Annotated in this window: 20 protein-coding genes; 6 read left to right on the forward strand and 14 right to left on the reverse strand. The window is 53.7% G+C overall.

Annotated features, from left to right (window positions below; translation table 11 throughout):
* Positions 1 to 18: 18 nt before the first annotated feature.
* The gene (gene obgE / locus IPG22_15655) at positions 19 to 1,086 is read right to left on the reverse strand and encodes a GTPase ObgE (GenBank protein ID MBK6589724.1); all 1,068 of its coding nucleotides are present in this window, start codon (positions 1,084 to 1,086) and stop codon (positions 19 to 21) included.
* 989 nt (positions 1,087 to 2,075) lie between these two features.
* Between obgE and IPG22_15660 the strand changes: the two genes are divergently transcribed.
* From IPG22_15660 to IPG22_15670, 3 genes are all read left to right on the forward strand, one after another.
* Positions 2,076 to 2,633: a hypothetical protein gene (locus tag IPG22_15660; protein MBK6589725.1), complete on the forward strand. Its 558-nt coding sequence runs from the start codon at positions 2,076 to 2,078 to the stop codon at positions 2,631 to 2,633.
* A gap of 69 nt (positions 2,634 to 2,702) precedes the next feature.
* On the forward strand, positions 2,703 to 4,061 hold the full coding sequence (locus IPG22_15665; protein MBK6589726.1) for a hypothetical protein: 1,359 nt from the start codon (positions 2,703 to 2,705) through the stop codon (positions 4,059 to 4,061).
* A 42-nt stretch (positions 4,062 to 4,103) separates the two neighbouring features.
* A complete protein-coding gene (locus IPG22_15670; protein ID MBK6589727.1) occupies positions 4,104 to 4,628 on the forward strand; it encodes a hypothetical protein in 525 nt (174 codons plus the stop codon).
* Positions 4,629 to 4,711: 83 nt separating this feature from the next.
* On the opposite strand, the gene rpmA is transcribed toward IPG22_15670, so the two are convergent.
* The 3 genes from rpmA to hpt form a co-directional block, all read right to left on the reverse strand.
* Entirely contained in the window at positions 4,712 to 5,011 is a 300-nt protein-coding gene (gene rpmA / locus IPG22_15675) for a 50S ribosomal protein L27 (protein MBK6589728.1), read from the reverse strand.
* Positions 5,012 to 5,078: 67 nt separating this feature from the next.
* Positions 5,079 to 5,351 carry a 50S ribosomal protein L21 gene (rplU, locus tag IPG22_15680; GenBank protein ID MBK6589729.1) on the reverse strand — a complete coding sequence of 91 codons (273 nt, stop codon included), beginning with the start codon at positions 5,349 to 5,351 and terminating at the stop codon, positions 5,079 to 5,081.
* A 188-nt stretch (positions 5,352 to 5,539) separates the two neighbouring features.
* The gene (gene hpt, locus IPG22_15685) at positions 5,540 to 6,094 is read right to left on the reverse strand and encodes a hypoxanthine phosphoribosyltransferase (GenBank protein ID MBK6589730.1); all 555 of its coding nucleotides are present in this window, start codon (positions 6,092 to 6,094) and stop codon (positions 5,540 to 5,542) included.
* A 158-nt stretch (positions 6,095 to 6,252) separates the two neighbouring features.
* On the opposite strand from hpt, the gene IPG22_15690 reads away from it, so the two are divergent.
* Both IPG22_15690 and deoC read left to right on the forward strand, forming a co-directional pair.
* On the forward strand, positions 6,253 to 7,041 hold the full coding sequence (locus IPG22_15690; protein MBK6589731.1) for an RpiB/LacA/LacB family sugar-phosphate isomerase: 789 nt from the start codon (positions 6,253 to 6,255) through the stop codon (positions 7,039 to 7,041).
* A gap of 50 nt (positions 7,042 to 7,091) precedes the next feature.
* Entirely contained in the window at positions 7,092 to 7,901 is an 810-nt protein-coding gene (gene deoC, locus IPG22_15695; protein ID MBK6589732.1) for a deoxyribose-phosphate aldolase, read from the forward strand.
* A gap of 80 nt (positions 7,902 to 7,981) precedes the next feature.
* Here the strand turns inward: deoC and IPG22_15700 are convergent, their stop codons facing one another.
* The gene (locus IPG22_15700; GenBank protein MBK6589733.1) at positions 7,982 to 8,683 is read right to left on the reverse strand and encodes an ATP-binding protein; all 702 of its coding nucleotides are present in this window, start codon (positions 8,681 to 8,683) and stop codon (positions 7,982 to 7,984) included.
* A 307-nt stretch (positions 8,684 to 8,990) separates the two neighbouring features.
* Between IPG22_15700 and IPG22_15705 the strand changes: the two genes are divergently transcribed.
* Positions 8,991 to 9,482 (forward strand): hypothetical protein, encoded by a 492-nt coding sequence (locus tag IPG22_15705; protein MBK6589734.1) that lies wholly within the window; start codon positions 8,991 to 8,993, stop codon positions 9,480 to 9,482.
* Between the two features lie 6 nt (positions 9,483 to 9,488).
* Here the strand turns inward: IPG22_15705 and IPG22_15710 are convergent, their stop codons facing one another.
* From IPG22_15710 to IPG22_15750, 9 genes are all read right to left on the reverse strand, one after another.
* Complete coding sequence (locus IPG22_15710) at positions 9,489 to 10,088, reverse strand: TetR/AcrR family transcriptional regulator (protein ID MBK6589735.1); 600 nt, start codon at positions 10,086 to 10,088, stop codon at positions 9,489 to 9,491.
* A 180-nt stretch (positions 10,089 to 10,268) separates the two neighbouring features.
* The gene (locus IPG22_15715; protein ID MBK6589736.1) at positions 10,269 to 11,090 is read right to left on the reverse strand and encodes a creatininase family protein; all 822 of its coding nucleotides are present in this window, start codon (positions 11,088 to 11,090) and stop codon (positions 10,269 to 10,271) included.
* 234 nt (positions 11,091 to 11,324) lie between these two features.
* A complete protein-coding gene (locus IPG22_15720) occupies positions 11,325 to 12,539 on the reverse strand; it encodes a replication-associated recombination protein A (protein ID MBK6589737.1) in 1,215 nt (404 codons plus the stop codon).
* Positions 12,540 to 13,034: 495 nt separating this feature from the next.
* Positions 13,035 to 15,041: a DUF4962 domain-containing protein gene (locus IPG22_15725; GenBank protein ID MBK6589738.1), complete on the reverse strand. Its 2,007-nt coding sequence runs from the start codon at positions 15,039 to 15,041 to the stop codon at positions 13,035 to 13,037.
* Between the two features lie 33 nt (positions 15,042 to 15,074).
* Complete coding sequence (locus IPG22_15730) at positions 15,075 to 16,409, reverse strand: acetylxylan esterase (GenBank protein ID MBK6589739.1); 1,335 nt, start codon at positions 16,407 to 16,409, stop codon at positions 15,075 to 15,077.
* A 220-nt stretch (positions 16,410 to 16,629) separates the two neighbouring features.
* On the reverse strand, positions 16,630 to 19,815 hold the full coding sequence (locus IPG22_15735) for a TonB-dependent receptor (GenBank protein ID MBK6589740.1): 3,186 nt from the start codon (positions 19,813 to 19,815) through the stop codon (positions 16,630 to 16,632).
* Positions 19,816 to 19,836: 21 nt separating this feature from the next.
* Positions 19,837 to 20,652: an SDR family oxidoreductase gene (locus IPG22_15740; protein MBK6589741.1), complete on the reverse strand. Its 816-nt coding sequence runs from the start codon at positions 20,650 to 20,652 to the stop codon at positions 19,837 to 19,839.
* An 18-nt stretch (positions 20,653 to 20,670) separates the two neighbouring features.
* Positions 20,671 to 22,038 (reverse strand): MFS transporter, encoded by a 1,368-nt coding sequence (locus IPG22_15745; protein MBK6589742.1) that lies wholly within the window; start codon positions 22,036 to 22,038, stop codon positions 20,671 to 20,673.
* A gap of 149 nt (positions 22,039 to 22,187) precedes the next feature.
* Complete coding sequence (locus IPG22_15750; protein MBK6589743.1) at positions 22,188 to 23,243, reverse strand: LacI family DNA-binding transcriptional regulator; 1,056 nt, start codon at positions 23,241 to 23,243, stop codon at positions 22,188 to 22,190.
* Between the last annotated feature and the right edge of the window lie 8 nt (positions 23,244 to 23,251).

The following is a 23,251-nucleotide window of genomic DNA, read 5'->3' on the forward strand; positions in this document are numbered from 1 at the left end:
AATATTCATCGGCCAGGATTACGGATTAACGTATGATGCACCGCTGCTTTCGCGGGCCGCTGCTGCCGCTCTTTCGGCTTCTGCCTCGTTCTCGGCATCCAATGCGGCGGATAGATGATTGACAAGCTCTTTTACACCGATGTTAGTCACGGCAGATATAGCGAAGAATGGCTTTTTATCTTTTTTCGCACGCTTCTTTAGAGCTTCTAGCCTTTCCGGTTCGTCGAGCGAGTCGATCTTGGTTGCGACGACGATCTGCGGCCTTGCCCCGAGGTTGGAGTCGTATTTCGTCAATTCCTGATTGATGATCTTGTAATCCGACAGCGGATCGCGGCCCGAAAGGGACGAGACGTCAACCAGATGCAGGATAAGCTTCGTCCGCTCGACGTGGCGTAAGAATCGATGTCCGAGCCCCGCACCGTCTGCCGCACCCTCGATAAGGCCCGGAATATCGGCAACGACGAACGTGCGAAAATCGCCCATATCGACAACGCCGAGATTGGGTTCAAGCGTGGTGAATGGATAATCCGCGATCTTCGGCTTTGCTGCCGAGATCACGCTGATGAGCGTCGATTTGCCGGCGTTTGGAAATCCGACGAGACCGACATCGGCGATCAGCTTTAGTTCGAGCTGCAGCTCACGTTCCTGACCCGGACGGCCTGTGTAGTGATATTTAGGAGCACGCTGCGTTGGCGTGGCAAAGTGTGAATTGCCCCAACCGCCTTTGCCGCCTTTGGCCGCACGGTAGCGCTGGCCAGCTTCTGTAAAATCGAACAAGAGTTCGTTCGTCTCTGGATCAAAAACCTGTGTGCCGACCGGAACTTTGACGATCGCGTCGACGCCATCTTTACCTGAGCGGTTGGAGCCTTCCCCATGATGTCCGCGTTCGGCTTTGTGTTCCGGATTGTAACGCAGATGAAGGAGCGTATTCAAACCTTCGGTCGCCTCCATCCAAACGCTCCCGCCGACACCGCCGTCGCCGCCTGAAGGCCCTCCGCGGGGTACGAATTTTTCGCGGCGAAATGCCGTCACGCCGTCACCGCCGTTACCTGCCTTGATCCTTATTTTTACCCGGTCGAGAAACATAACTTTTTATTATAGGCTTTTCGTTGGGCAAAGGGAATTCATTGCCAATCGCAGAGCACGATGTTCAGGGGGCTGAGTGGACGAACGGATCTCTTCGACTCCCCGTACTGGGGCGTTAATGTGGGAACGGATCCTCTACATTTTTCGCACATCGCACGAGATATTCGCTAGGGCCGCAAAAAACAAATGCGTTGCTTTGATCGCTCAAAACAACGCATTTGTTATTCCTCTGTAGCTCACCGAAGTGTTCTAAAAGGTTGGCAGCTCTCGCATGTACACGTTCGAACTGCCGTATTTTGTATTCCGAAGTGATCCTGCGGGGAACCCTCTCCGGTCAGCACCCAAATTGATTGCTCGCTCTGTGACGCTCTCGCGTCGTGGTGCCGTTAGGTTTTTGTTGTGGTGGCTTTTCCTCCACCGCCGGTTACGTTCCCGGCAACGAGGCTCATCTTTCTCCGAAGAGAAGTGAGCGGCGTGGCTCTCATTAGTTGATCATTTCCAATGAGTGTTCCTCGTTTTTATCCGAGCAACTCAGATCGTTCCTTTCGTCGCGATCCTAGCAAGCCTTTCGGCTTCGGCTCCGAGCGTACCAGGCAGCGGCATTCCGCTCCTTCTGCCCTCGAGCGATCGCGTCACCGCGTCCGCTCCACCTCTCGGTGCCGGTCAAGTTACCCGTAAGTAATCTCGACTATGTAACCATAGTACACCCGCTATTTTCAGTGTCAAGTAGAAAATACTTTAACTTTTGCCCAATAAACACGGGCACTCTGTGCATATACTGTGGAAAACTCTGTGGGAAAGATGTGGACAAAGATGTGCAAAATCCGGTAAGCGTAGATGCTGTTTAGTTTACCGATCGAGGCTGATCTGGGCCCGGTTTCGGCGGTGATTAAAAAAGAAAGAAAAATATGTTATGCTTCGTGAAAAAAAAGTTGCCCAACCAGCGTTAGACCAAGAAAAAGGGATGGAATCCATGTCGTAGGGGAAAAATGAAAAGAAATATTGCGAGTATTTTGGCGGTCGCGGCGATACTGGCTGCAGTCCTCGGCTGTGGCAAGAGTGAAGAAGAAAAAAAAGCGGATGCGGCGAAAGCTGACCGCGGTCCAAAGTTCTATAAGGCGAGGCTCGAGCTCGCAAAGAAACCGGCAAAGACAGTGCTTGTTCAGGAGCCGTTCATTAAGGGGACGGTCGTCGTGCTAACAACTACAGACGGTTCGGAACCTGTTTATGCGCCATATCCGCCAATGGAGTTTAGGTCGTTCGAAGCGAACTCACCTGAGGAACTGGGAACCGTCGTGCTCGAGGAATGCAAGTCATTTCAAAAAGGCGTTTATCGAACCCAGGAAAATCCGCCACGCGAAGTTCCGGCGATGGCGATAGACTGCGACGTTTCGCTGATCGACCGTCAGGCGGGAGCTGTTTATTTTACGAAAAGATTCGAGGGCAAACTGAATGAGCAAGCCAGTATATCTCAGTCATCGAACACCGTTTACAAGGGGCCGAACGATGAGATCAACAAATGGCTCGGGGCCTTGCCTCGGAAATAGATCGAAACGAGAGGTCGGCAGTTAAGTGAAAAAAGACATCGCTGAGATACCAAGGAGACAGGAAAAAATATGAAAAAAGTATCGATATCTATATTTTTTATAGCCTTTTTAGCGTGGTCAGCCAGTGGGCAATTAATAAGGCTCCCGAGACTCGGCAAGCCGAATAATCAGCCCCAGCCAAACCAGCCGCAGCCGAATGATGCTCAACCCCAGAGCTCAAACGTCAGTTCACCGAACTCCTCACGCGGTGCGAAACGTCAGGACGTCCTCGACGACGGTTTTACGTGGTTTGAAGCCGTGAACGGTGAGGCTCTCGGCGGGAACAACATTCCGTACAGCACCGGCTGGTATTTGAAGATGAACCTTAAGGTGCTGGGAGAATATCCCAATCGATCAGCATTCAAGGTCGTAGTTTCGAAGGGCGGAAAGGCAATCGCCACGACAAGATGCGAAGCCGGCCGCTACAGTAATACCACGGGAGCCCTTGACGAGAGCTATATGAACACCGTCGAGTGCTGGCGTAAAGATACGGCGACCAAGGAGATCGGGGTCTTTGATGTTCAGGTATTTACTGTCAATGGTGATACTGACGCAGAGAATCTGGTTCGAACATATAAGATCGATGTCCGCACGGTGAACCGCGTGCGATCCGGGCGGGAGGCCGGTTTGGCTCCTCCGCAGTACTATATTAACCGCCATAACGAAGCTCCTGTGAGTTGGCTTCATATGCGGCCTCGCGAATACACCGGATATCTGGCACGAGACAGCCGGCCTGAGCGACTTGGGGCAAATCAGGTCGAGTTCTATTTTAGCCTTTCACCGTCCGAGGTGGGTAAGAACTTGCCGCACGGATATATGCGATGTTCGGTGAACGGTAAACGGCTTACAATGCCAGGCCCAGAAGGATTTGCCGATCAGGCGCTCAGCAAACGCGAGATGTTTTACACGGTGACGCATAAGGACAGGATCGCACCGAAATACCAGCGAGGAACTGAATATCAGGACGAGATCGGATTCCACATGGTTCGTCTGCTCGCTCCCCTGACGTGGGGGGAACGCCGCAGTCGCTGGGAAAATCGTCTGGCTCTCGATGACCTGCCGGGCAACTGGGAATGCAGCCTGATGAACAACGGCGAAGTGTGGCGAACCTGGCGATTCGTTGTCGCGAACGGAAAACCGCAAATGCATCCGGAACAAAACGGCAATATTAATCTTGGCTACAACTCATATCTTCTAGATATGGAAATTCCGGCGAGCGGCAGTGCACTGGATAAAAGATTGAACGGAGCATCGACCGGTTTATTCTACGGATTGCCCTGGACAACCCCGGAAGGTAAAGCGATGGCGGGCCGAGTTCCAAAGGTTGGCAATCCGTTTCCGGTCCCGTCAAATTCGCCGAACGCGGTGCAGCAATGGTGGGAAAAGTAGGCGGTATAGTCTTAAGGTCACAGTGATAATGGAGGAATTTCGATGATAGGAAAAAACAGCTTTCTTTCTCGTGCTACGGCTTTGGAAACAAACATTCCAGGGATGATATTTTTTCCAGCTCTTGTCACGGTATTCGTGGCGTCAGTCTTTGCGTTTCAACCGACGGCGGCAGTTTCCCGCGGCGAGGTGGGACCGACGGCGACACCGAGTCCGCGAAAGATCCGAAACATAGCGGTCGGTGATGTGAACGGGGACGGCATGGATCCGGGCGTCAGGTCCGCAGCTTCGTCACCGGCAGGAACCGATCGATCTCGCTCGATCAGGAAGAAGAACCAGGATATCGAGGTCGAGAACGATGAGACGCATCGGGCAGGTTCGCCCGAACGCAGATCAACTCCGCGGAAAACCCGAACGGAGACGGTCAACAATAATGAGTCGATAACGCGTTCTGTGGGAAGCTCCCGTTCGGGCCATGCGTCCGGGAACAAGCGTGTCCGAACATCGACTGGTAACAAGGCTCCTCGGACGAAAGTAAATCGGGGAAGGCCGGCGACAAAGAGAAAATAGGGACGTGGAGCATAGGAAAAGGAGCAGAACGAAAAAGCACACGCCATACGGCGTGTGCTTTTGACGTAATTAGAAGTACTGTTCTATGCTGCCGCTTCAGCTACGACCTTAGGCGCCAATTCAGGGGCACCTTCGGCGTAAACGCTGATGAACTTGCCTTTCTGGCCTTTGTTCTCGAATTTAACAAAACCTTCGATCAGCGAAAAGAGCGTGTCGTCTTTGCCCTTGCCGACGTTGTTGCCCGGCTTCCATTTGGTGCCGCGCTGACGTGCAATGATGTTGCCGCCGAGAACGTGCTCGCCGCCGAATTTCTTGAGACCAAGCCGCTGTGCATTTGAATCGCGGCCGTTTCTGGATGAACCTACACCTTTCTTATGTGCCATTTTATTTAGTGGACAGTGATCAGTGGACAGTGGACAGTAAAGATCCGCTTCCAGAGTCGACTATCGATTAGTCTATTGTAATTTCTGTGAAACCTTGTCTGTGGCCTTGTTTGCGTTTGTACTGTTTACGGCGTTTCTTTTTGAAGACAATGATCTTGTCAGCTTTGCCGTGTTTGACGACGGTCGCCTTAACTGTACCGGCACCGAGAGCACCTTCAGCAAAAAGAGTGTCGATATCGACCTTCTTTCCTGCGTCGGCCGCGATCTTTGGTACACGAAGTGTCTGGCCGCTCTCGACCGCAAACTGCTTTCCGCCTGTTCTGATAATTGCGTAACTCATTATAGTGTTAGCTCCCTGTCTGACTGTACGAATAAGCGCACAAGTCGAAAAACTCAAATTATAGGGAAAAGTTGGGTGCAGGTCAATTCGGAATTAGGAAAAGTAACCACGAAATTACACGAATTAGCACTAAACATGAAAATACCGCTCATTTTCGTGATATTTCGTGTACTTTCGTGGTTCCAATCTTACGCAACTGACGGATCTTTCACTACACCGATAAACGGCAAGTTACGATATCTGCCCGCTGCGTCGAGGCCGTAGCCGACGACAAATTTGTTTGGGATGACAAAGCCTTTGTAATCGATGACAAGTTCCTTATTAATTCTCGGTTCCGGTTTGTCGAGGAAACTTGCGATCTTGATCGACGCTGCCCCGCGGGAACCCAGGATCTCGATCAAGCGTGTCAGCGTTAGGCCTGTATCGACAATGTCTTCGACTATCAGAACATGCTTGTCTCTGATCGGATTGGTCAGATCCTTGAGGATCTCGACGTCGCCGCTCGATTGTGTGCCATCTTTGTAACTCGAAACCGCCATGAAATCGATCTTAAGATCCAGATCGACCGCACGCATCAGGTCCGCAAGGAAAATGCACGAGCCTTTGAGGATCCCGACCAGTACGAGGTCTTTCCCGGCGTAATCTTTTGTGATCTGAGCGCCAAGTTCTGCGATGCGTACCTGGATATCACCGGCGCTGTACATCACTTCGAGATTTGAGTTAGTGAATTCAGTTTCAGCCATTTGCGTCGATTCGGCGGCCATATTTTCCTCGCTCGTTTGAAAGAATTTGTATTTAGAAATACTATTCAAACGTGGGATAAGATTCAAGGTGAAGCGCTTGAATTAAGTTAACGTTGCGTGATTCGCCCTTGCTAACGCGCGGGCCTTGGCATTTTCTTATGAGTGACGATAAACAGCAAACACGTGACCGCGTACGAGCGTTAGTTCGGCAAGTTCTCGCGACGGTTCCAACTGAAGGCGAGGCGGGTCAGCCGGCGCAGCCAGCCGGCGTCGAGCATGTTGTTGTGAATTCGCTGCGGGAAAGGATCGGGAAGGAGTTCGACAGAGATGAATCGTCGAGATCACTGATCACAGAGGACGATCTCCGTGGGCTTGAGGCGGGTTCGAAGCTGCGCGTCGCCGCAAATGTTAAGTTCACCGCTCTCGCCCAGGACATCGTAAATGACCGCGGCATTGAACTCATCCGCAAAGAATCCAGGCAAAACATCACGAAGGTTCGCTCGGTCGCGATCGGTTCGGATCACGGCGGGTTTAAGATGAAGGAGCAGCTGAAAGCATTCCTCACTGATTTCGGATTGAATGTCCGCGATTTTGGAACCAATAATGAAGACGCGGTCGATTACCCTGATTTCGCCCACGCCGTCGCGAGGTCTGTCAGCGGAAAACAAGTCGATATTGGGATCATTGTCGACGGTGCGGGCATCGGCAGTGCGATGGCGGCGAATAAGGTGCCTAATGTTCGGGCCGCAGCTTGTTATTCGACGGCTCTTGCGAAGAACTCACGAGAACATAACGGAGCGAACGTCCTGACGCTCGGTGCCGGCGAAAATTCGTTCGAGGAAATCAAGCAGATCGTAGAGGCGTTCGTCTCGACTGATATTTCTGAGGAACGCCACAAAAAACGCGTCGGCAAGATCGATTCCATCGACCGCAGCTACCGGAGCTAGAAGATATGCAGAACGGCAATTATGAAAAACTGATCGACCAGATCACCGATATGGTGCTGGCAAAACTCGGCGGCGACGAATATTGCCCGACCTTTTGCCATGCCGATGTTCAGCGGATCGTTGACGCAGGTGCGGAGCGTATCGGGATCGTTTTGGGTGAAACGGCGACCGCACACGATTGGGCAAGTCTCATTGATCACACGCTGCTCAAGCCGGAGGCTTCGGAAAGCGATATTAAGAAACTTTGCGAGGAAGCGGCGACATTTGGCTTTGCTTCGGTCTGCGTTAATCCCGGTTGGGTCAAAAAAGCGGCAGAGTTTTTGAAGGGAAGCGGCGTTCCGGTTTGTACCGTCATCGGCTTTCCGCTTGGCGCGACATTGCCTGACGTTAAGGCTTACGAGGCACGCCGTTCGATCTTTAACGGCGCCCGCGAAGTGGACATGGTCATTAATATCGGTGCCCTGAAATCAGGCGATGATTGTCTCGTTGAGGACGACATTCGAGCGGTTGTTGAGGCAGCTCACGAAAACAGCATTCTCTGCAAAGTCATCATCGAAACAGCCCTCTTGACCGACGACGAAAAGGTCCGGGCGTGTCTCGCGGCCAAAAATGCGGGAGCAGATTTTGTCAAAACCTCGACCGGATTTGCCAAAGGCGGTGCGACCGCGAACGACGTCGCTCTAATGCGAAAAACCGTCGGCAGCGAGCTTGGAGTTAAGGCTTCAGGAGGCGTGAAAGGAATCGAGGACGCGAGAGCGATGTTCGAGGCTGGAGCAACACGCATCGGAGCCTCAGTCGGCGTCAAGATCGCCCAGGAAGCGAGCGGCATCAAGTCTACGATCGTGGCGGGAAGTTACTAGAATGCAAAAGCCCGCGCGTAAGCAAGGGCGAATCCTCCAACTTGGGTGAATCGCCCTTGCTTACGCTCGGGCTTTTGCAATTAACTTTTCGCCGAAAGAGACTTATCAAACGTCTTTCTGAAATCCCGCCCGTCGATCAGGACAGTTTTGCACATCTCATACAAACGCGAACGCAGGCGTGTTCCTATTCTGTCTTCCAGGACCTCTTCACGGTCGTTGCGGCGGTCGTCTAGGTAATTTGTCGTGAAGATCGTCAGCTTTTTGTCGTTGTAGCGGCTGTTGATGATGTGGGCCATCGTGTCGCGAACCCAGTCGGTCGGCTTTGATCCGCCCAGCTCGTCGAGGACGAGGACATCAGCCTTTAAAACGGGCGAAAGAACGCTGAGTTCGGACGTCTGAGTGTTGGGATTATACGAATCCTGGATCTCCTTTAAGAGCGAGTGGAATTCGTAAAAAAGGCAGGTAAAACCGCGCTCCGTCAAGCCTTTTAGGATCGAAACAGCTAAATGTGTCTTCCCGACACCGACGCTGCCCATCATCAGCAAGCCGCGATCAATAGCGGGGAATTCCATGGTCAGCGAGGTCGCTAGCTTGAACGCCGCTTCCTGGGATGCGGTCTGCGGTTTGTAGTTGTGAAAATGAAATCCGTCGTACCGCCGCGGCAATCTCACCGCTTCAAATGAGCCTTTCTGTAACTTTTTCTTACGGCAGATGCATGGCCTCGCCCCTTTATCTTTTACGATCTCGAGCCCCGTCCCATAGCATATCGGGCACTCGTCGATCTCCGGCTCGGCCAGTTTAGGGACTGCTTTCAGGGCGTGTTCTTTAGTTTTCGGCTGCGGCATCGGCTTGTTTGTAAGTAGGATTATAGCATTCCAACCGATGGTTGCCGAAGCCCGCACGTAAGCAAGGGCGAAACACCCAACCTGAACGATCCGCCCTCGCTTACGAGCGGGCTTTCGCAATGATGTTCCTGACTTTGCGGCCTTTGCCAACTTCGCGTCTTTGCGGGAACGCCTCTATTGCAGGGCGGCGTTTCCCGCAAAGCTGCAAAGGATGCAAAGCACGCAAAGTAGGAATACATCTGATATGCTATATTGTCTGTTTGAACGACTTCGCGTTATGGGAATGATCCGCAGTTTGATGATAAAGTTTGGGCTCGCTGATCTGAGCTCGGATCGGACGCCGATCAGTGTGATGCTGCTCGACGACGATGAGCGAAGGCATCGCTGGTTCAAAAAGCGTTTCGACGGCGACGATCTTTATATCGCGGCGAACGTCGACGAGGCGAAAGAACTGCTCGAAGACGCCAGCTACGACGCCATCTTCCTGGATCACGACCTGCTGCCGCACCATTACGAATCGAACGACCACGACGATTTTCAATCGACCGGTTACGCGATCGCCGAATTTCTCCACGACCGCCCCGAACTCCAGCGGGCGGCGACGATCATCGTTCACACCAGAAACGCTGACGCGGCTGTCAAAATGGTCCAGAAGCTCCGCGATTCCGGCCGCAGCGTCGAATACTGTGCGTTTCCTTATCTCGATCTCAAGATCAAAAATTACTGGAAACGATAGTGCCCGTTAAGCTCTTAACCCTCGGATCAAAAGATCGACCAGCTTCCGCGTCGTTTTTTGCAAAACCTTTCGGTCGCCCAATTCGAAGGCACTGAGGCTGAAGGGAAGCAGCGAATTCGTGGCGGTTACGAGCGTTCTCGCTACATCGAGCGGATCGCCGGCATTGAAATCGTTGGCCGTTTGGCCATCCGCGATCACCTTAGCCAGTATTTTTGCCTCGTCCTCAAAATGTCGGCGACGACGCTCCAGCAATTTCGGGCGCAGATATCCGAGCATTTCATTCAAACTCTGGGAATAATGTTGAATGCTGTCGAAGCGGTGCAGCACTCGCGTGGTCAACATCTTACGCAGCTTCTCGGGCGGCTCGAGCGATTCATCTCCGACCTTGTGCAGCTTGTCCTTGAGCCCGTCGATTATGCGGTCGATGTGCGACAAGGCGATCTCTTCTTTGCTCGGGAAATGCAGGTAAATACTGCCTTTCCCGATGCCGACCTCGCGAGCGAGATCATCGATCGTCATTTTTTTATATCCCGAACGCTCCAGAAGCAAGTCAGTCGCATCGAGTATCGCGTCGCGAGTATTTTTAGGTTGTGCTGAGTCTTTCATTTAGACGCTAATGACCGTTTTCCCCTAACAGTCATCATAGGAATTGACGGTAGGCTTGTAAAGCTAAACTGCGAGTACCAAGATGCGAAAGCCCGCGCGTAGGCAAGGGCGAGTCATTCAAGTTGAAGGATTCGCCCTTGCTTACGCCCGGGCTTTCGCACCGAATGAGCATCCGCAGATCTACAGCCCAGCCAAGTCCCACTTTTTAACCGTATCGAGGATCAAGTTGGCGACTTTATCGGTGACCTTTTTATAATAAAGATCAGCCTTGGCCTGATCGAATTTTGGGTAGCCCTGATTTTTCTGGTACAGGCCGATCGAGGAGGGAAAGGGAACCGCCGACCACGTGCCGGCAGTCGGATATGCTGTTGTCATTTCGGGGCCGGTATATTTTTCAGGATGGACGAGCGTCGGATCGATAGCTTGGATGAAAGCAGTCTCATTCCAACCTGCGTGGCCGCCGTCTTCGCCAAAAACCTCTTTTGTCTCGTCCGAGGCGAACGACCACCAGTTGATCACGAGCGTCCGGATCTTTTTCTCGCTCGCGACCTCGGCCGCGACAGCATTTAAAACCGCCGTCTGCCCGCCGCCGTGGCCGTTGAGGATGATAATGTTGCGAAAACCGTTCTTAGCAAGCCCTTCTAGTATCTGCTTAACGAACGGCCGGTACGCCGCCTCGGTGATCTGAAACGCCCCCGGATACGCCTCAATCGAGCCCGTAATGCCGTACGGCAGCGTCGGAGCGATCAGGGCATTCGTTCGCCGTGCGATCGTCTTTGCCATCGCAAACGGAGCTGTATTGTCCGCACCATTATTGATCACCCCATGCGGCTCAAGCGTTCCGGTCGGGAGCAGAACGGTCGAAGTTTTGGACGGAACTACGCTCTTGAATTCCATCCAGTTTATGCGTTCCATCTCGCGGGTGGAGACGAAGTCTTTGTCAGTTTGGGCGGCCAAGGTTGTTGTCAGGCCGAGAATGATCGCGATGATTAATTGTTTCATTGATAGATTTGCTCCACATCCCACTGCCGCGTAGCGGCAACCTGAATTTAGCCGTGGGTTTCAACCCACGGTTAAGAGATAACAACGTATCCGTCGCGTAGCGACGATTGAAAAAGGCCGCGATTCATACGTCGCTGACGCGACGGGTTCGATGGTATTGGACTGACCGTGGGTTAAAACCCACGGCTAAATTCATAATGCCGCTACGCGGCCATTCAAATCGCACCTCGAAAACTAGAAATACTTCCGCCCTCGCAACGTCTCCGGCATCAGGTCGCCGTCGGGGTCGTTGCCTTCGTCCTTGCCGTAGCCGAGGTCTTTCATGAGCTTCGTCGGGGCGTTGCGGATCTTCATCGGGACGGGAAGATTGCCAAGTTTTTTGGCATCTTCCATTGCTTCGCCGATGGCGTTGGTCGCGGAACGGTCTTTGGCTGCGTTTGCGAGAAACCCGACGCCGTGGGCCAGGTTGTGGATGCACTCGGGCATTCCGATGGTCGTAACCGCCTGGAACACAGCATTTGCAACGACGAGAGCGGTTGGCTGGGCGAGGCCGATGTCTTCGGACGCGAAGATCACCATGCGACGGGCGATGAATTTTGGGTCTTCGCCGGACTCGAGCATGCGGGCGAGATAGTACATCGCGGCGTCCGGCTTACTCGCACGCATCGATTTGATGAATGCCGAAATGATGTTGTAATGCTCCTCGCCCTTTTTGTCGTAGCGGAGGAATTTTGACTGCAGCGTTTCTTTTAGAGTTTCGAGCGTGATGCTGTCGTAGAGCCGCGAGGTGTTCTCGATCATTGTGATCGCCTGACGAGCGTCACCATTAGCCATTTCGATCAGCCACTGCTTGGCCTCAGGGCCGAGTTCGAAGCCCGTGCGGTCGATGATCGCTGCCATATCGGCTTCCGTGAACTCATTCAACACAAAAACCCGCAGCCTCGACAACAACGCCGGAATGATCTCAAAACTCGGATTCTCAGTAGTCGCCCCGATCAAAACCAACTCGCCGTTCTCAACAAACGGCAGCAAAAAATCCTGCTGGGCTTTGTTGAAGCGATGGATCTCATCGAGAAACAGAACACGCGGACGGCCGCCGGAACGCAGGCTGCCAGCCTGCGAGTCTTCTTTATCGTCACCAACGAGCGGCAGATTGTCTGTGGTTTTACTTGCGGGAAGGACGCCGGCACTTCGGCCGGAAACGATCTTTCTTATATCTTCTTTACCCGCAGAGACTGCCGAAAGCTCGTAAAAATCTGCATTTATCGCATTTGCATAGATGCGAGCCAGCGTCGTCTTGCCCGTCCCCGGAGTTCCCCACAGCACGAACGAAAAAATATGCCCCTGCTCGATCGCCAGCCGTAAAGGCTTGCCCGGCCCGACAAGATGCGTCTGGCCGACGTATTCGTCTAGACTAAGCGGCCTGATCTGGTTGGCGAGCGGTTCCATATTTTGCGTACCTCAAATCTACCATATGGCGAGAGAATTAGTGAGTTCCCGGCCGACGCTCCCGGCTGAGGAATTGTTAGAAGTTTCGAGGCCAAAAAAACGTTTGACCAATCTATGCATTTACTCTACCTAACGACGTGTTTTTGAACGATCTGCGGGCGTTTCCCATTGACCAATCACGCTATTTTGCATAAATTTGTTCGATAAACAGGGCATTTTATTTGAAGTGTGAATCGATTCACACTTTTTGAGTCGAAAAATTGCCGACAAGTGTTTTTACACGAAAAGTTCTCGACTGAGCAGCGACTGGAGCGCAAGCGTCCCGCTTGCCAAGCGGTTAAAAACCGCTGACCGCGCCGAGTTTGAATTCAACTTGCGAATGAACAAATCCTGACGCCAGGAAGACCCGGCGTGGCAAGCGGGACGCTTGCGCTCCAGTCAAAGAAAAAAAGCCGCCCTTTCGGACGGCCGTGAGTGGCTCAGAGGAGACTCAGTTTATTTTGGTTTCTCAACCGTCATCTTCACGACGAGATCGAGCTTATTGACCTTCTGCTTGGTCGAGACGGCGAGCCGGACGCCGCGTTCTTCGCGTTCGCCTTTGTCAACCGAGCCAGGTTTTCCGGGAGCCGTGAGGACATTGATCTCGGATTTGGTATCGAGACCCTCAGGCTTGACGACGTCGACCTTTAACTGCGTGTCGCCGGGTTCGAAGATGAAGCTGCGGTCCGAGACCTTATTGATCTTCTGATCCGAATGCAGATAAGCCGTGATCGTCTGCGGCCTGTCTGTTTCGATCGAATCGGTAACCGTAAAGCTGCCAGGGGCCGCAAATGCAAAGTTTCTAGTGAATTTCTTCACACCCACTTCCGGCTCATAGGCAGCAGCCAGATCGGCTACGATATTCGCTGACTTATCGTCCATTTTTACGCTGACGAGGCGGATTCTGTTCATCCGTTCGTAAGGAACGCCGACGAAAACGTCGTGACCGCTGCCTTCCTTGTTCTGGCCTTTGCCGTCGAAGACTACGGCGTTGTGATGCTCGGTCATCGGCACGCCCGCGTAGCCGGAATCACCCGTCAGATACTTGCCATTCGCCCAGATGATAAAGCTACCCGCGTCAGGATGAGCGTGGCCGCTGGATAGACGCCATTCCGGGAAGAGGTTGATCTTCTCGGTCGCACCGTGGCCCTCAGGCGGGCCTGCCTTGAAGGCAAACGCGGTCGCGTCGTCATTCCAGCTCGAACGCCAATACGCTACGTCGTGATCCGAAAAATAATGCCATTTTTCCTGCTTCTCGATCGGCACCGACCTGATCGAAGGGTTGTACCAGATAAACGTCCAAAACTCTTCCGCATTCGCCTGGCCCTTCGATTTCAGCCAATCGGCAACGCCCTGTATCTCGCCGTCGCCGTAGCGGGTCGCTAGGTTGAACAGGATGTTGTAATTGGTGCGGAATTTGCCGTTTATGCGTTCGCGGTCGTAGTCGTCGCCTTTGCGTGAACGTGTGATCGGCCCGGCGTAGATGTCGCCAAAGTCAAAATTGAATTCACCTCCCGGTAACGTCGAATGGGCGACGTATTTATGTGCGTTCTTCAATCCTGGTGTTGTTTTGTAAAGATCCTCGCCGGTCGAATGCAGATGAGCGTCCATGTAATGGGCGATCCACGGCGTTGAGAATATCCAGTATTCCATTCCCTCGTAGTAATAACCGTCTTCGGAATACGTTGCTAAAACGCGGTCAAATATAGCTCGTGACGTCGCCGCCCACTCTCTTGCCTCGGGAACCTCACCCATCAAGGCGTAAGCGGTGATCGCAAGCCCGGAGATCGGAATAAATGTGTGATTCTGGCTGTAGGCATAGCTTTTGCCGGACTTTGGTTTGAAGAAATCATTGAGCAATTTAGCCTGTTTAACGAGCTTACCGCGATATCTGTCCCGTTCGGCGGCCGTGAGGTCGTTGTAAAGCAGATCGTATGCCCAACCCATTCCGTAGAGCAGATGACCGGCGGCTAGATCGACGTTCGGCTTGTTGTACGAATAGCCCCAAACGTCGTATGAAACGGCTGCATCCATGTACTTTTTAGCAGCGTCAAGGTATTTCTTGTCGCCGGTGATCTTGTAAACGAAAGCCGCTTCGGCGATACCAATGCCTACCTCGTTCTGGGCACGACGCGTTTCAGCGGGCGGTGGCGGCGGCTCGACCTTAAGGGCTCGAACGCTGTTTAGGGCGGTCTGCCAGAGGTCTTTTTGGCTTTTTGTTTTGTCCTTTAAGGCGTCGATCTCAGCTTGTGTAACAAAAACGCGGGGATGAACTCCTTCCAGCTCTTTTTTGAGAGCGGAAGTTTTGTTTTTCATTACGCTGATAAGTGGATGTTCGCCTTTCAGCCTGGCACTCGCTTCGCGCTCGGCCTTTAATTCCTGAGCGTCTTGAGCAGGCAGATTCGCAATAAACAAGAGAGCAATGACGAAGGTCGGAATCGTTTTTCTAAGTAAGAATTGCATGTATTTCGTATGGTTTTGGTCGGTAGCAGAGCCTTATCGAGTTCTACCGGTCTTTAGAAAGCGTTCGATCCAGTCGGTGAGTTTGTCCGTCTGTTCGGGTGAATTTGCATGGCCCATTTCGAGTCCGAGGAGCAATGTTTTCGGGGCCGTGATTATGTTGTATGCTGCGTAAGAAGACGTTGGCGGAACGGTCTCATCATTAAATCCCCACGAGTATATGCCGGGAACCTTAAGTCTGCGGGCGAAATTGACCGCGTCATAGTAAGAAGCCGTTTCGAGCTTCTCCTTTGTCCGGTTTTTCGGGTCTTTAAAGGCGTGCGGCCATCCGCCGGCTCGGTCTGCCAGATATCCCGTTGTGTCTGAGATCGCCGGATATGAAACCTGCAAAGCCTTAACACGGGGATCGAGCGCCGCTGTAACGATCGACAAAGCTCCGCCTTGGCTGCCTCCCATTACGGCGAGATCTCTACCGTTGTATTGCGGAAGGCTGGTAAGGAAATCATTCGCCCGCACACATCCAAGATAGACTCGACGGTAATAATAAGTTTCCTTATCGTCCATGTTGTAAAACATGTACCGGTTCAACGAACCTGCACGCAGGTCATCATAAACCGACAATGGCAGATTCACGGGCATTCCATGAATACCGATCTCAAGCGTCAAAATGCCGCGTTCGGCTAGTGCGACTTGACCGGTATAAGACCGAACTCCGGCACCCGGAACACGGAGAAGTGCAGGGAACTTCTGATTCGGATCCGTTGACTTAGGAACTGCCAAAATCCCGTAAATACGGCTCACGCGACTAATTCCGGTACCGACGTTTTGAAAGCTGACGTGATAAACATCTGCTTTCGAAGTGCTAAGAGTGGGAATCAATTCGAGCTTGGGGTCGAGCGGAATCGCTGCAAGCTGCGTCAGTCCGTCCTTCCAAAACTTGTCAAAATCCGCCGGGGCGCTCATCACAGGTGTGATCAGATCAGGTCGAAAGCCTGCAGTCGCGACGCCGCGATAGGTTTTGCCGTCCTTTTCAACCGTCGCTATACAACGGTAGAATCCCGGTTCCTTCATCGTTCCGCCGTCGATAGAAATGGGCGTCGAACTCGTAGTCACCGTTTTCACTATCACTGGCGGCATCGCTTCTGGGCCGCAGGAATATTTAAGTGGTAGCCCTGCGATTTGCGAGTTATTGAGCGTGACCGCGAAGGTAAATTTCGGGGTTTGATTCAACTCATAGACCCAATTTTCCTTATCCAGAGACACGCGTACCTGATATGTACCGATGCTTTCCTGTGCCTTCGCGATCGAAAGGCTCAGGAAAAGGGTCGTCAGTAAAATCGCTAATTTTCTAATTAACATTGAATTAAATATGTTTCGAAGGCCGACACAAACGACGGCCTTCGAAGGTTAAGGATCAGGGGCTAGAACGTCAGCCTGGCGCCGAACTGGAGTTTGCATATCGCCGGCACTGGAGATGACGCCGAAGGTGGTCGACGTGGTTCCGGCGGCGGGGACGGATGCGTTGGGCATATCGTAGTTGACGTTGTTGAAGATGTTCGTTCCTTCAGCACGGAAACGGACTTTGAATCGCTCACCGAAGCGGAAGTCGCGCGACAGTCCGAGGCCGACTACCTGGAAGCCGGGGCCGGTGAGCAGGTTGCGTGGGGACGTGCCTTCCGTGGCCACGCCGGTAACAACGAGGTTGCGCGAAGGCAGCAGTATTGAACCATCTGGCCGCCGTCGGATTGTCGATGTGCGGATCGCCGATGAGCTGGGCACGGTCGGTAGTAACCCCGTCAAGGTTAGCGTCGACGTTGGCATTGGTGACCGTGAACGGCCGTCCGCTGCGGAGCTTGAGGATCGGCGAGATGCTCCAGCCGTTGAGGATAGCCTTGACGACCTTGTTCGAGCCTTCATAGTAATCAGGCTGGAAGTTCAGGCTCATGCTGAAGACATGACGCTGGTCAGTATCGGCACGGCCCTTCTCGAGGTTGAGCCGGCTGTAGTTCTGTGCGAGGCCCTGTGTCGTGTTGTTGTGAAGCTGAACGCTGCTCAGGGTCTTGCTGAACGTATAGTAAGCGTTCATCGTGAACCGTTTCGCCATCCGATATGCGGCGGTAAACTGGCCTGCATGATAGCTCGCATGCTGATCTGACTGCAGAAGCGTGACCGCACCAAAGAGCGGGTTCGGGCGACGCGAAAGGATGTTCGCACCGGCTGACGTCGCCGTCGGGGTCAGGACCGGATAGTTGATATCACGGCCGAACGGCAGCCCGCCGCTCAGGGTTCCGACATATGCCGCACCGGCCGTCAGGTCCTTGGTCAGCTGACGCTGAAGCGAGACGTTCATCTGCAGTGTGTGCGGCCAGCCGAAGTTCTGTGCGACCGCAAATGCACTGCCGCCGTTAAGGAAGGCTCCGGTGTAAGGGAACGGAGGACCGCCGACAAAGGCATTGTAAGGATTGCTAAGCGAAGCTCCGATCGGCACACCGGCCGTCGTCGTCCGCGGATTGATGTTCGAGAACGTTAACCTCGTCGAGAATGGCTGCGTGTTGGTCTGCGTGTTCCACTCATTGCCCGAGATGCTGCCGTAGAAGCCGCCGACAGCAGCCCGGATCGAGGTCTTGCCATCACCCTTCGGATCCCATGCGATACCGAAGCGTGGCGAGAAGTGCGTCCAGTTGGTCGGAATGCCGCCGCGTTCGACGCCTTCGTCACCAAAGAACAGGATCCCCGGAGGTGCGTTCGGACGAACGACCGACTGCTTGCCCGCAATGTAGTTGGCAACACGGTTCTCAGGATCGGTCGGCGGTGTCTGTACATCCCAGCGAAGGCCGAGGTTGACGGTCAGACGCGGATGGACGCGGAAATCGTCCTGCACGAACAGGGCACCGTACCACGTGTCGGTGTAAGCCGTTACCGGTGAATCCTGCGTGACGGCACTGGGAATACCGAGCAGGAAGTTGCCGAACGCGTTGGTGGTAAGGTTCGTCGTATTGAACGCTGTCGACGCGTTAAAGGTGAAAACACCGTAGTTGTTGAGCAGCGTTTCCTGAATATCTTTATTCAGCGTAAGTTCGCCGCCAAGCTTGAGTGAATGACGGCCGGCGTTCCAGCTGAAGATATCACGCATCGAATACAGATTGGTTCCGGCTCTCGGGCCGCCGATGGCGTTGGTGAGCGAGAAGTAGCCGGTAACATTGATCTGTGGCAGCGAAGGCGTGCCCTGCGGGAAGAATGACGAGCCGAGGTCACGAAGCGAGGTGCTTGGGACATTAAGACGGCCTCCGAGGTTACGTCCATAAGTGACCCAGACCTGATTGATCTTGTCCGGGCTGAGAATCCAGACATCGCTCGCATTGAAGTTATGCTGCCGCCATTTGTAGTTCTGAGTCGCCCACGGCAGGTTGCCGCTGCCCGGGAATACGGTCGTGACACCAGCGGTCGTAAAGTACGAGAACGAAAGCCGGTGAGGCTCATTGAGCTGATGATCGAGCTTGATCAGATACTCGTTGGTGTCGAACGGGGTTGGAACGTTGCCCTGATAACCGGGCGTGCCGTTTGCATTGGTGATGTTGGAAGCCGGGAGATATGTGTCCACGATCTTCCGGGCGACCGGGTCGACACGGTTGGCACAGATGACATGTTCGACGCCGTTGCAGAAGAAGTTCTGCCCGGTGGCCGGATCTTTGGGCTTCGTTGCCGAAAGGGTAAAATTGCCTGCCCGCTCCAGAGCCGTGGGAAGGACAGCTCCGGCCAGAAACCTGTTGGTGAGCTGACGCAGGCCGGAATAGGAGAAGAAGAAAAAGCTCTTGTCTCGCTTGATCGGCCCGCCGATGGTCCCGCCGAACTGGTTACGCTTATACGGAGCTTTCTCCACCTGCGATCCCCATTCATTGGCGTTGAACTTCTGGCTGCGGGTGAACTCGTACAGCGAGCCGTGGAACTGGTTCGTTCCCGACTTGGTCAGGACGTTGATGATGCCGCTCGCGAAGCGTCCGTACTCGGCATTGTAGCTGTTGGTCTGGACCCTGAACTCCTGGATGGCGTCCGGGCTCGGTGTCGAGTTGCCGGTGTTGCGGAGGTTGGTCATGTTCGTACCGCCGTCGAGGAAGTAGTTGACCGAACCCGTGCCGCCGTCGGTACCACCGTTGATCAGTGTTCGCTGTTCCGGAAAACCGAGCGTGAGGTTGTTCGTCGCGGCCGATGCAGTTGCAACGCCGCTGTTGTTCGACTGCACACCCGGTGTCAGGTCGAGCAGGGCGTAGATGTTGCGTTCGACGAGCGGAAGGTTCTCGATCTCCTTGGTCTGGATGGTGCGGCCGAGTTCGGCATTGCTGGTGTTGACCTCCGCCGCTCCGCCCGTGATGGTGACCGATTCGGTGACCGATCCGACCTCGAGAGAGATATCGACCTTGGCCGTGTCATTGACCTGCAGGACGATGCCGTCGCGGAATGCCTTCTTGAACCCTGAGGTTGCCGTCACCTCGACGACGTATTTCCCGACCGGAAGGAACTCGATCCGATAACTGCCATCTTCACCGGAAACAACGGTGCGTTTCAGTCCCGTGTCAGCATTGCGGGCCGTAATACTAGCATTCGGCACCTGTGCCCCACCCGGATCCGTCACACTCCCCACGATCGTCGCCGTCGTACTCTGTGCCGCTACCGTTAATGGGATCGCGAAGAGAACCGCAAGGAAAATAAATATCCCCAACGTCTGCTTCAACCCATCCGTCCTTTCTCTCAACGTCATAAATCCGCTTTTCTCTTTCATTTCTTTCTTTCTCCTTAAGGTCTAATCCATTAAAAGACCGCCGTTGATCTCTATCGTCTCGCCGCAGAGATAGCTCGCGGCATCAGACGCCAGAAACGCGATCACGCTAGCAACTTCCGACGGACGGCCTTCGCGGCCCATCGGGATAGTGTTGCGGAGGTTTTGCATTACTTCAGCAGTAGTAAACGTCTCGTGATATGGCGTGTCGATCACACCGGGCGAGACCGCGTTGACGCGGATTCCGTCTCTCGCAAACTCTTTCGCAAGCCCCTTGGTCATTGTGAGCAGAGCCGCTTTGGCCGATGAGTAATGGATCGAGCCCGGGGCACCGCCATTGCGGCCAGCGATAGAAGTGACGTTGATGATCAGTCCCGAGCCTTTTTCAAGCATTTTGGGAATGACAGCCTTAGCGGCAAAAAATGCGCTCGTAGCGTTGAGATTCATCACCTCGTCCCAGCGTGATTCGGTCAGTTCGAGCGTTTTGAGGCGTTCGACGAGGGAACCGGCATTGTTGACGAGAATGTCGATCGGGCCGAGGCCTTCTTCGACCTCGCGAACCATGCGTGCGATCTCGCCGTCTTTGGTGACATCCACCTGAATGGCCATTGCTCGTGCGGTCGCAGCTCCAACCGCTGTGCCCGAACCGGAGCCCGTGGCCGAGCTGCTGTATGCGGAGATCGCTTTGACAGCTTCCTCAGCTCCTGCTCCATTTTTATGGTAGGTAAGTGCGACCGATGCTCCGCAGCGGCCGAAAAGTTCGGCAGTGGCGCGGCCGATGCCGCTTGACGCACCCGTTACGAGTACGACTTTGCCGGTAAAATCGAAGAAATTATCCATGATTGATCAGTAGTCTCCTTAGGTCTTAAGTGTTATCCGTTCGATGCGTCCCGCCACCAGGCAAAGCACAAGCGTGCCGATCGGGGCCAAAACTCCTGCCGTCACGAGGATCGGCGTGTATGAAAAATGATCGACCACCCAGCCGGTCGTGAATATGAATATCATCGAGCCGATGCCAGCTCCTGTTCCGCCAAGCCCTGCAACAGAGCCCACTGCATTCGACGGGAAGAAATCGCTCGGCAAGGTCTGAACGTTATTGATCCAAACCTGAAAGCCAAACAACACCACGCCGATCAGGCCAAGCGCCATCATCGCGTCAGGCGTAAAGGCGGCAAGAATGCCAGCGGGCATTAACGCCGCGGCAAAGATGATCACAGCCTTTCGAGCTTTATTCACCGACCAGCCACGGCCGATCAAAAATCCCGATAGCCATCCGCCAAACAAACTTCCGGCATCCGCCGCAACATAGGGAACCCAGGCAAACAAACCGATCTGTTTCAGATCGAACCCGTGAACCTGACTCAGGTAAAGCGGCAGCCATGTAATGTACAGCCACCAAACCGGATCGACCAGAAATCGTGAGATCACGATAGCCCAGGTTTGTCTGTAACGGAGTAGTTCGAACCAGCCGAGTGGCTGAACGGGCTCTGCAATCGGGATCGTCGAAGACGCGACCGACGAATCGGCATCCACATTGTCCGATTGCTTGCGGCTCGTAGTTTCGGCCTCGTCCTCGGTTATGATCTTGTATTCCGCGGCGGTGAGCCATTTGTGGTTTTCTGGGCTGTCGTAGACGATCCACCACAGGATAAGCCAGAGGAACCCAAGCATTCCCGTCACCACGAACGTCTGCTGCCAGTGCCCAAAATACGCTGTCAGCCCAACGATAACCGGAGGGGCAACGATCGATCCGATCGCCGCACCGCTATTGAATATCGCCATTCCTAAGGCCCGTTGACGGGCGGGGAACCACACGGCAACGGTTTTTGCGGCTCCAGGCCAGTTACCCGCTTCGCCGAGTCCAAGAACGAAGCGGAAAGCACTCAGGCTGCGAAGCCCGGTTGCAAATGCATGCGACATTGCTGCTACCGACCAGACAATGATCGAAACCGTAAAACCCTTCTTGATCCCGACACGGTCGTAGAGTTTTCCCGAAAGGCTCTGGCTGATCGTGTATGCAAACAAAAACCAGGTCGCGATCCCGCCGAATTCGGTGTTCGAAAGGTTGAGGTCCTTGGTGATCAATGGGGCTAGCACCGAAACCGTGAGACGGTCTATGTAGTTGATCAGAGTCGCCAGAAAAACTAGCCCGATGATCATCCATCGCAGGCCTGGAACCTTGAAACCCTCGGGTCGGAGCCCGGAATTGTCCGTAATATTCTCCATAGATCAAAAGTTTGTTACGATCGCCGCACCTCGGAAGCGTCCGTGGATCCGTAAAGATTGGTAAGACCAATTGCTTGCATGGATCACTAATGTGTTATCGTTACCAGAAAAAAGCAAAAAATACCGTCCATATCACCGGCTTCGTGATGTTAGGTCACCTGAGCTACGGTCGAATCACGCACTATTAATTCACAGTCAAGAATTCTCTCTTCGCGATCGATCACCGATTCGTTTGAGATCCTTTTCAAGAGCATTTCCGCTGCAAGCTGTCCTTGCAGCCGCATCGGCTGCCGAACCGTTGTCAATGCCGGCATCGTGTGCACGGCAAGCGGCGTGTCGTCAAAACCAACGATCGCAATGTCTTTCGGTATCGAAAGACCGGCTTCCTTTATCGCTGACATTGCTCCGACGGCTGTAAAATCGTTTCTGGCGAAAACCGCCGTCGGCGGATTTGGCAGCGAAAGCAGCCGCTTCATTCCCTCGTAGCCGATCTTCTCAGTTGAGTAGCCCGGCACGTCCGACGCCGATTCCTTGCGGCCAGTTATCAATCGCTCGTCAACAGCGATCCCGTGTACGTCGAGGGCTTTCAAATAGCCTTGCAGACGTTTCAGGCTGCTTCGGTTCTCGAATCCGGCACCTATAAATGCTATTCGGGTGTGTCCCAGATCGATCAGATGCTGCGTCGCTTCGAAACCACCGGTAAAGTTATCTGCCGACACGTGATCGACCGACTCATGGCGAAAATCACGCCCCACGACGACGATCGGCAGATTGCTGTTGGCGATACTCTCGAGCCGTGCGTCGCCTTCCGGATTAGCCCGCGTCGCGACGATTATGCCGTCGACGTTGTGATCTACCAGTGATCCGAACGCAGCGATGTCCTCCTTCGCGCTATGCTCGCTTATGCAAATAAAAAGGTTGTAGCCGCGGAATGACAAGCTCTCGCGGACCGCATTGGCAAGCTCGGTCGAATATGGATTCGACAGATCGCCGAGTACCAAGCCAACGGTTTCAGTCCGCTGACGCTTAAGATTACGAGCTAGGCCGTTGCGGCGATAGTTCATTTCAGCGACTGCCGCCTGGACTCGCTTACGCGTTGCTTCACTAACGTAACCGCTGCCGTTCACCACGCGTGAAACGGTCATTGCAGCTACGCCGCTGCGGGCAGCAATGTCGCTGAGGGTTACCTGCTTTTTCTTCAGCATGTTTGTCT

This window comes from Acidobacteriota bacterium (assembly GCA_016703965.1).
Taxonomy (GTDB): domain Bacteria; phylum Acidobacteriota; class Blastocatellia; order Pyrinomonadales; family Pyrinomonadaceae; genus OLB17.

Bases quoted from the DNA above. Each gene is read 5' to 3' on its own strand.
- IPG22_15660 (MBK6589725.1), top strand. From the start codon at position 2,076: ATGAAAAGAAATATTGCGAGTATTTTGGCGGTCGCGGCGATACTGGCT.
- IPG22_15710 (MBK6589735.1), bottom strand. From the start codon at position 10,088: ATGAAAGACTCAGCACAACCTAAAAATACTCGCGACGCGATACTCGAT.
- rplU (MBK6589729.1), bottom strand. From the start codon at position 5,351: ATGAGTTACGCAATTATCAGAACAGGCGGAAAGCAGTTTGCGGTCGAG.
- IPG22_15740 (MBK6589741.1), bottom strand. From the start codon at position 20,652: ATGGATAATTTCTTCGATTTTACCGGCAAAGTCGTACTCGTAACGGGT.
- rpmA (MBK6589728.1), bottom strand. From the start codon at position 5,011: ATGGCACATAAGAAAGGTGTAGGTTCATCCAGAAACGGCCGCGATTCA.
- IPG22_15690 (MBK6589731.1), top strand. From the start codon at position 6,253: ATGAGTGACGATAAACAGCAAACACGTGACCGCGTACGAGCGTTAGTT.
- IPG22_15745 (MBK6589742.1), bottom strand. From the start codon at position 22,038: ATGGAGAATATTACGGACAATTCCGGGCTCCGACCCGAGGGTTTCAAG.
- IPG22_15705 (MBK6589734.1), top strand. From the start codon at position 8,991: ATGCTATATTGTCTGTTTGAACGACTTCGCGTTATGGGAATGATCCGC.
- hpt (MBK6589730.1), bottom strand. From the start codon at position 6,094: ATGGCTGAAACTGAATTCACTAACTCAAATCTCGAAGTGATGTACAGC.
- IPG22_15665 (MBK6589726.1), top strand. From the start codon at position 2,703: ATGAAAAAAGTATCGATATCTATATTTTTTATAGCCTTTTTAGCGTGG.
- IPG22_15670 (MBK6589727.1), top strand. From the start codon at position 4,104: ATGATAGGAAAAAACAGCTTTCTTTCTCGTGCTACGGCTTTGGAAACA.
- IPG22_15720 (MBK6589737.1), bottom strand. From the start codon at position 12,539: ATGGAACCGCTCGCCAACCAGATCAGGCCGCTTAGTCTAGACGAATAC.
- obgE (MBK6589724.1), bottom strand. From the start codon at position 1,086: ATGTTTCTCGACCGGGTAAAAATAAGGATCAAGGCAGGTAACGGCGGT.
- deoC (MBK6589732.1), top strand. From the start codon at position 7,092: ATGGTGCTGGCAAAACTCGGCGGCGACGAATATTGCCCGACCTTTTGC.
- IPG22_15750 (MBK6589743.1), bottom strand. From the start codon at position 23,243: ATGCTGAAGAAAAAGCAGGTAACCCTCAGCGACATTGCTGCCCGCAGC.
- IPG22_15725 (MBK6589738.1), bottom strand. From the start codon at position 15,041: ATGCAATTCTTACTTAGAAAAACGATTCCGACCTTCGTCATTGCTCTC.
- IPG22_15715 (MBK6589736.1), bottom strand. From the start codon at position 11,090: ATGAAACAATTAATCATCGCGATCATTCTCGGCCTGACAACAACCTTG.
- IPG22_15735 (MBK6589740.1), bottom strand. From the start codon at position 19,815: ATGAAAGAGAAAAGCGGATTTATGACGTTGAGAGAAAGGACGGATGGG.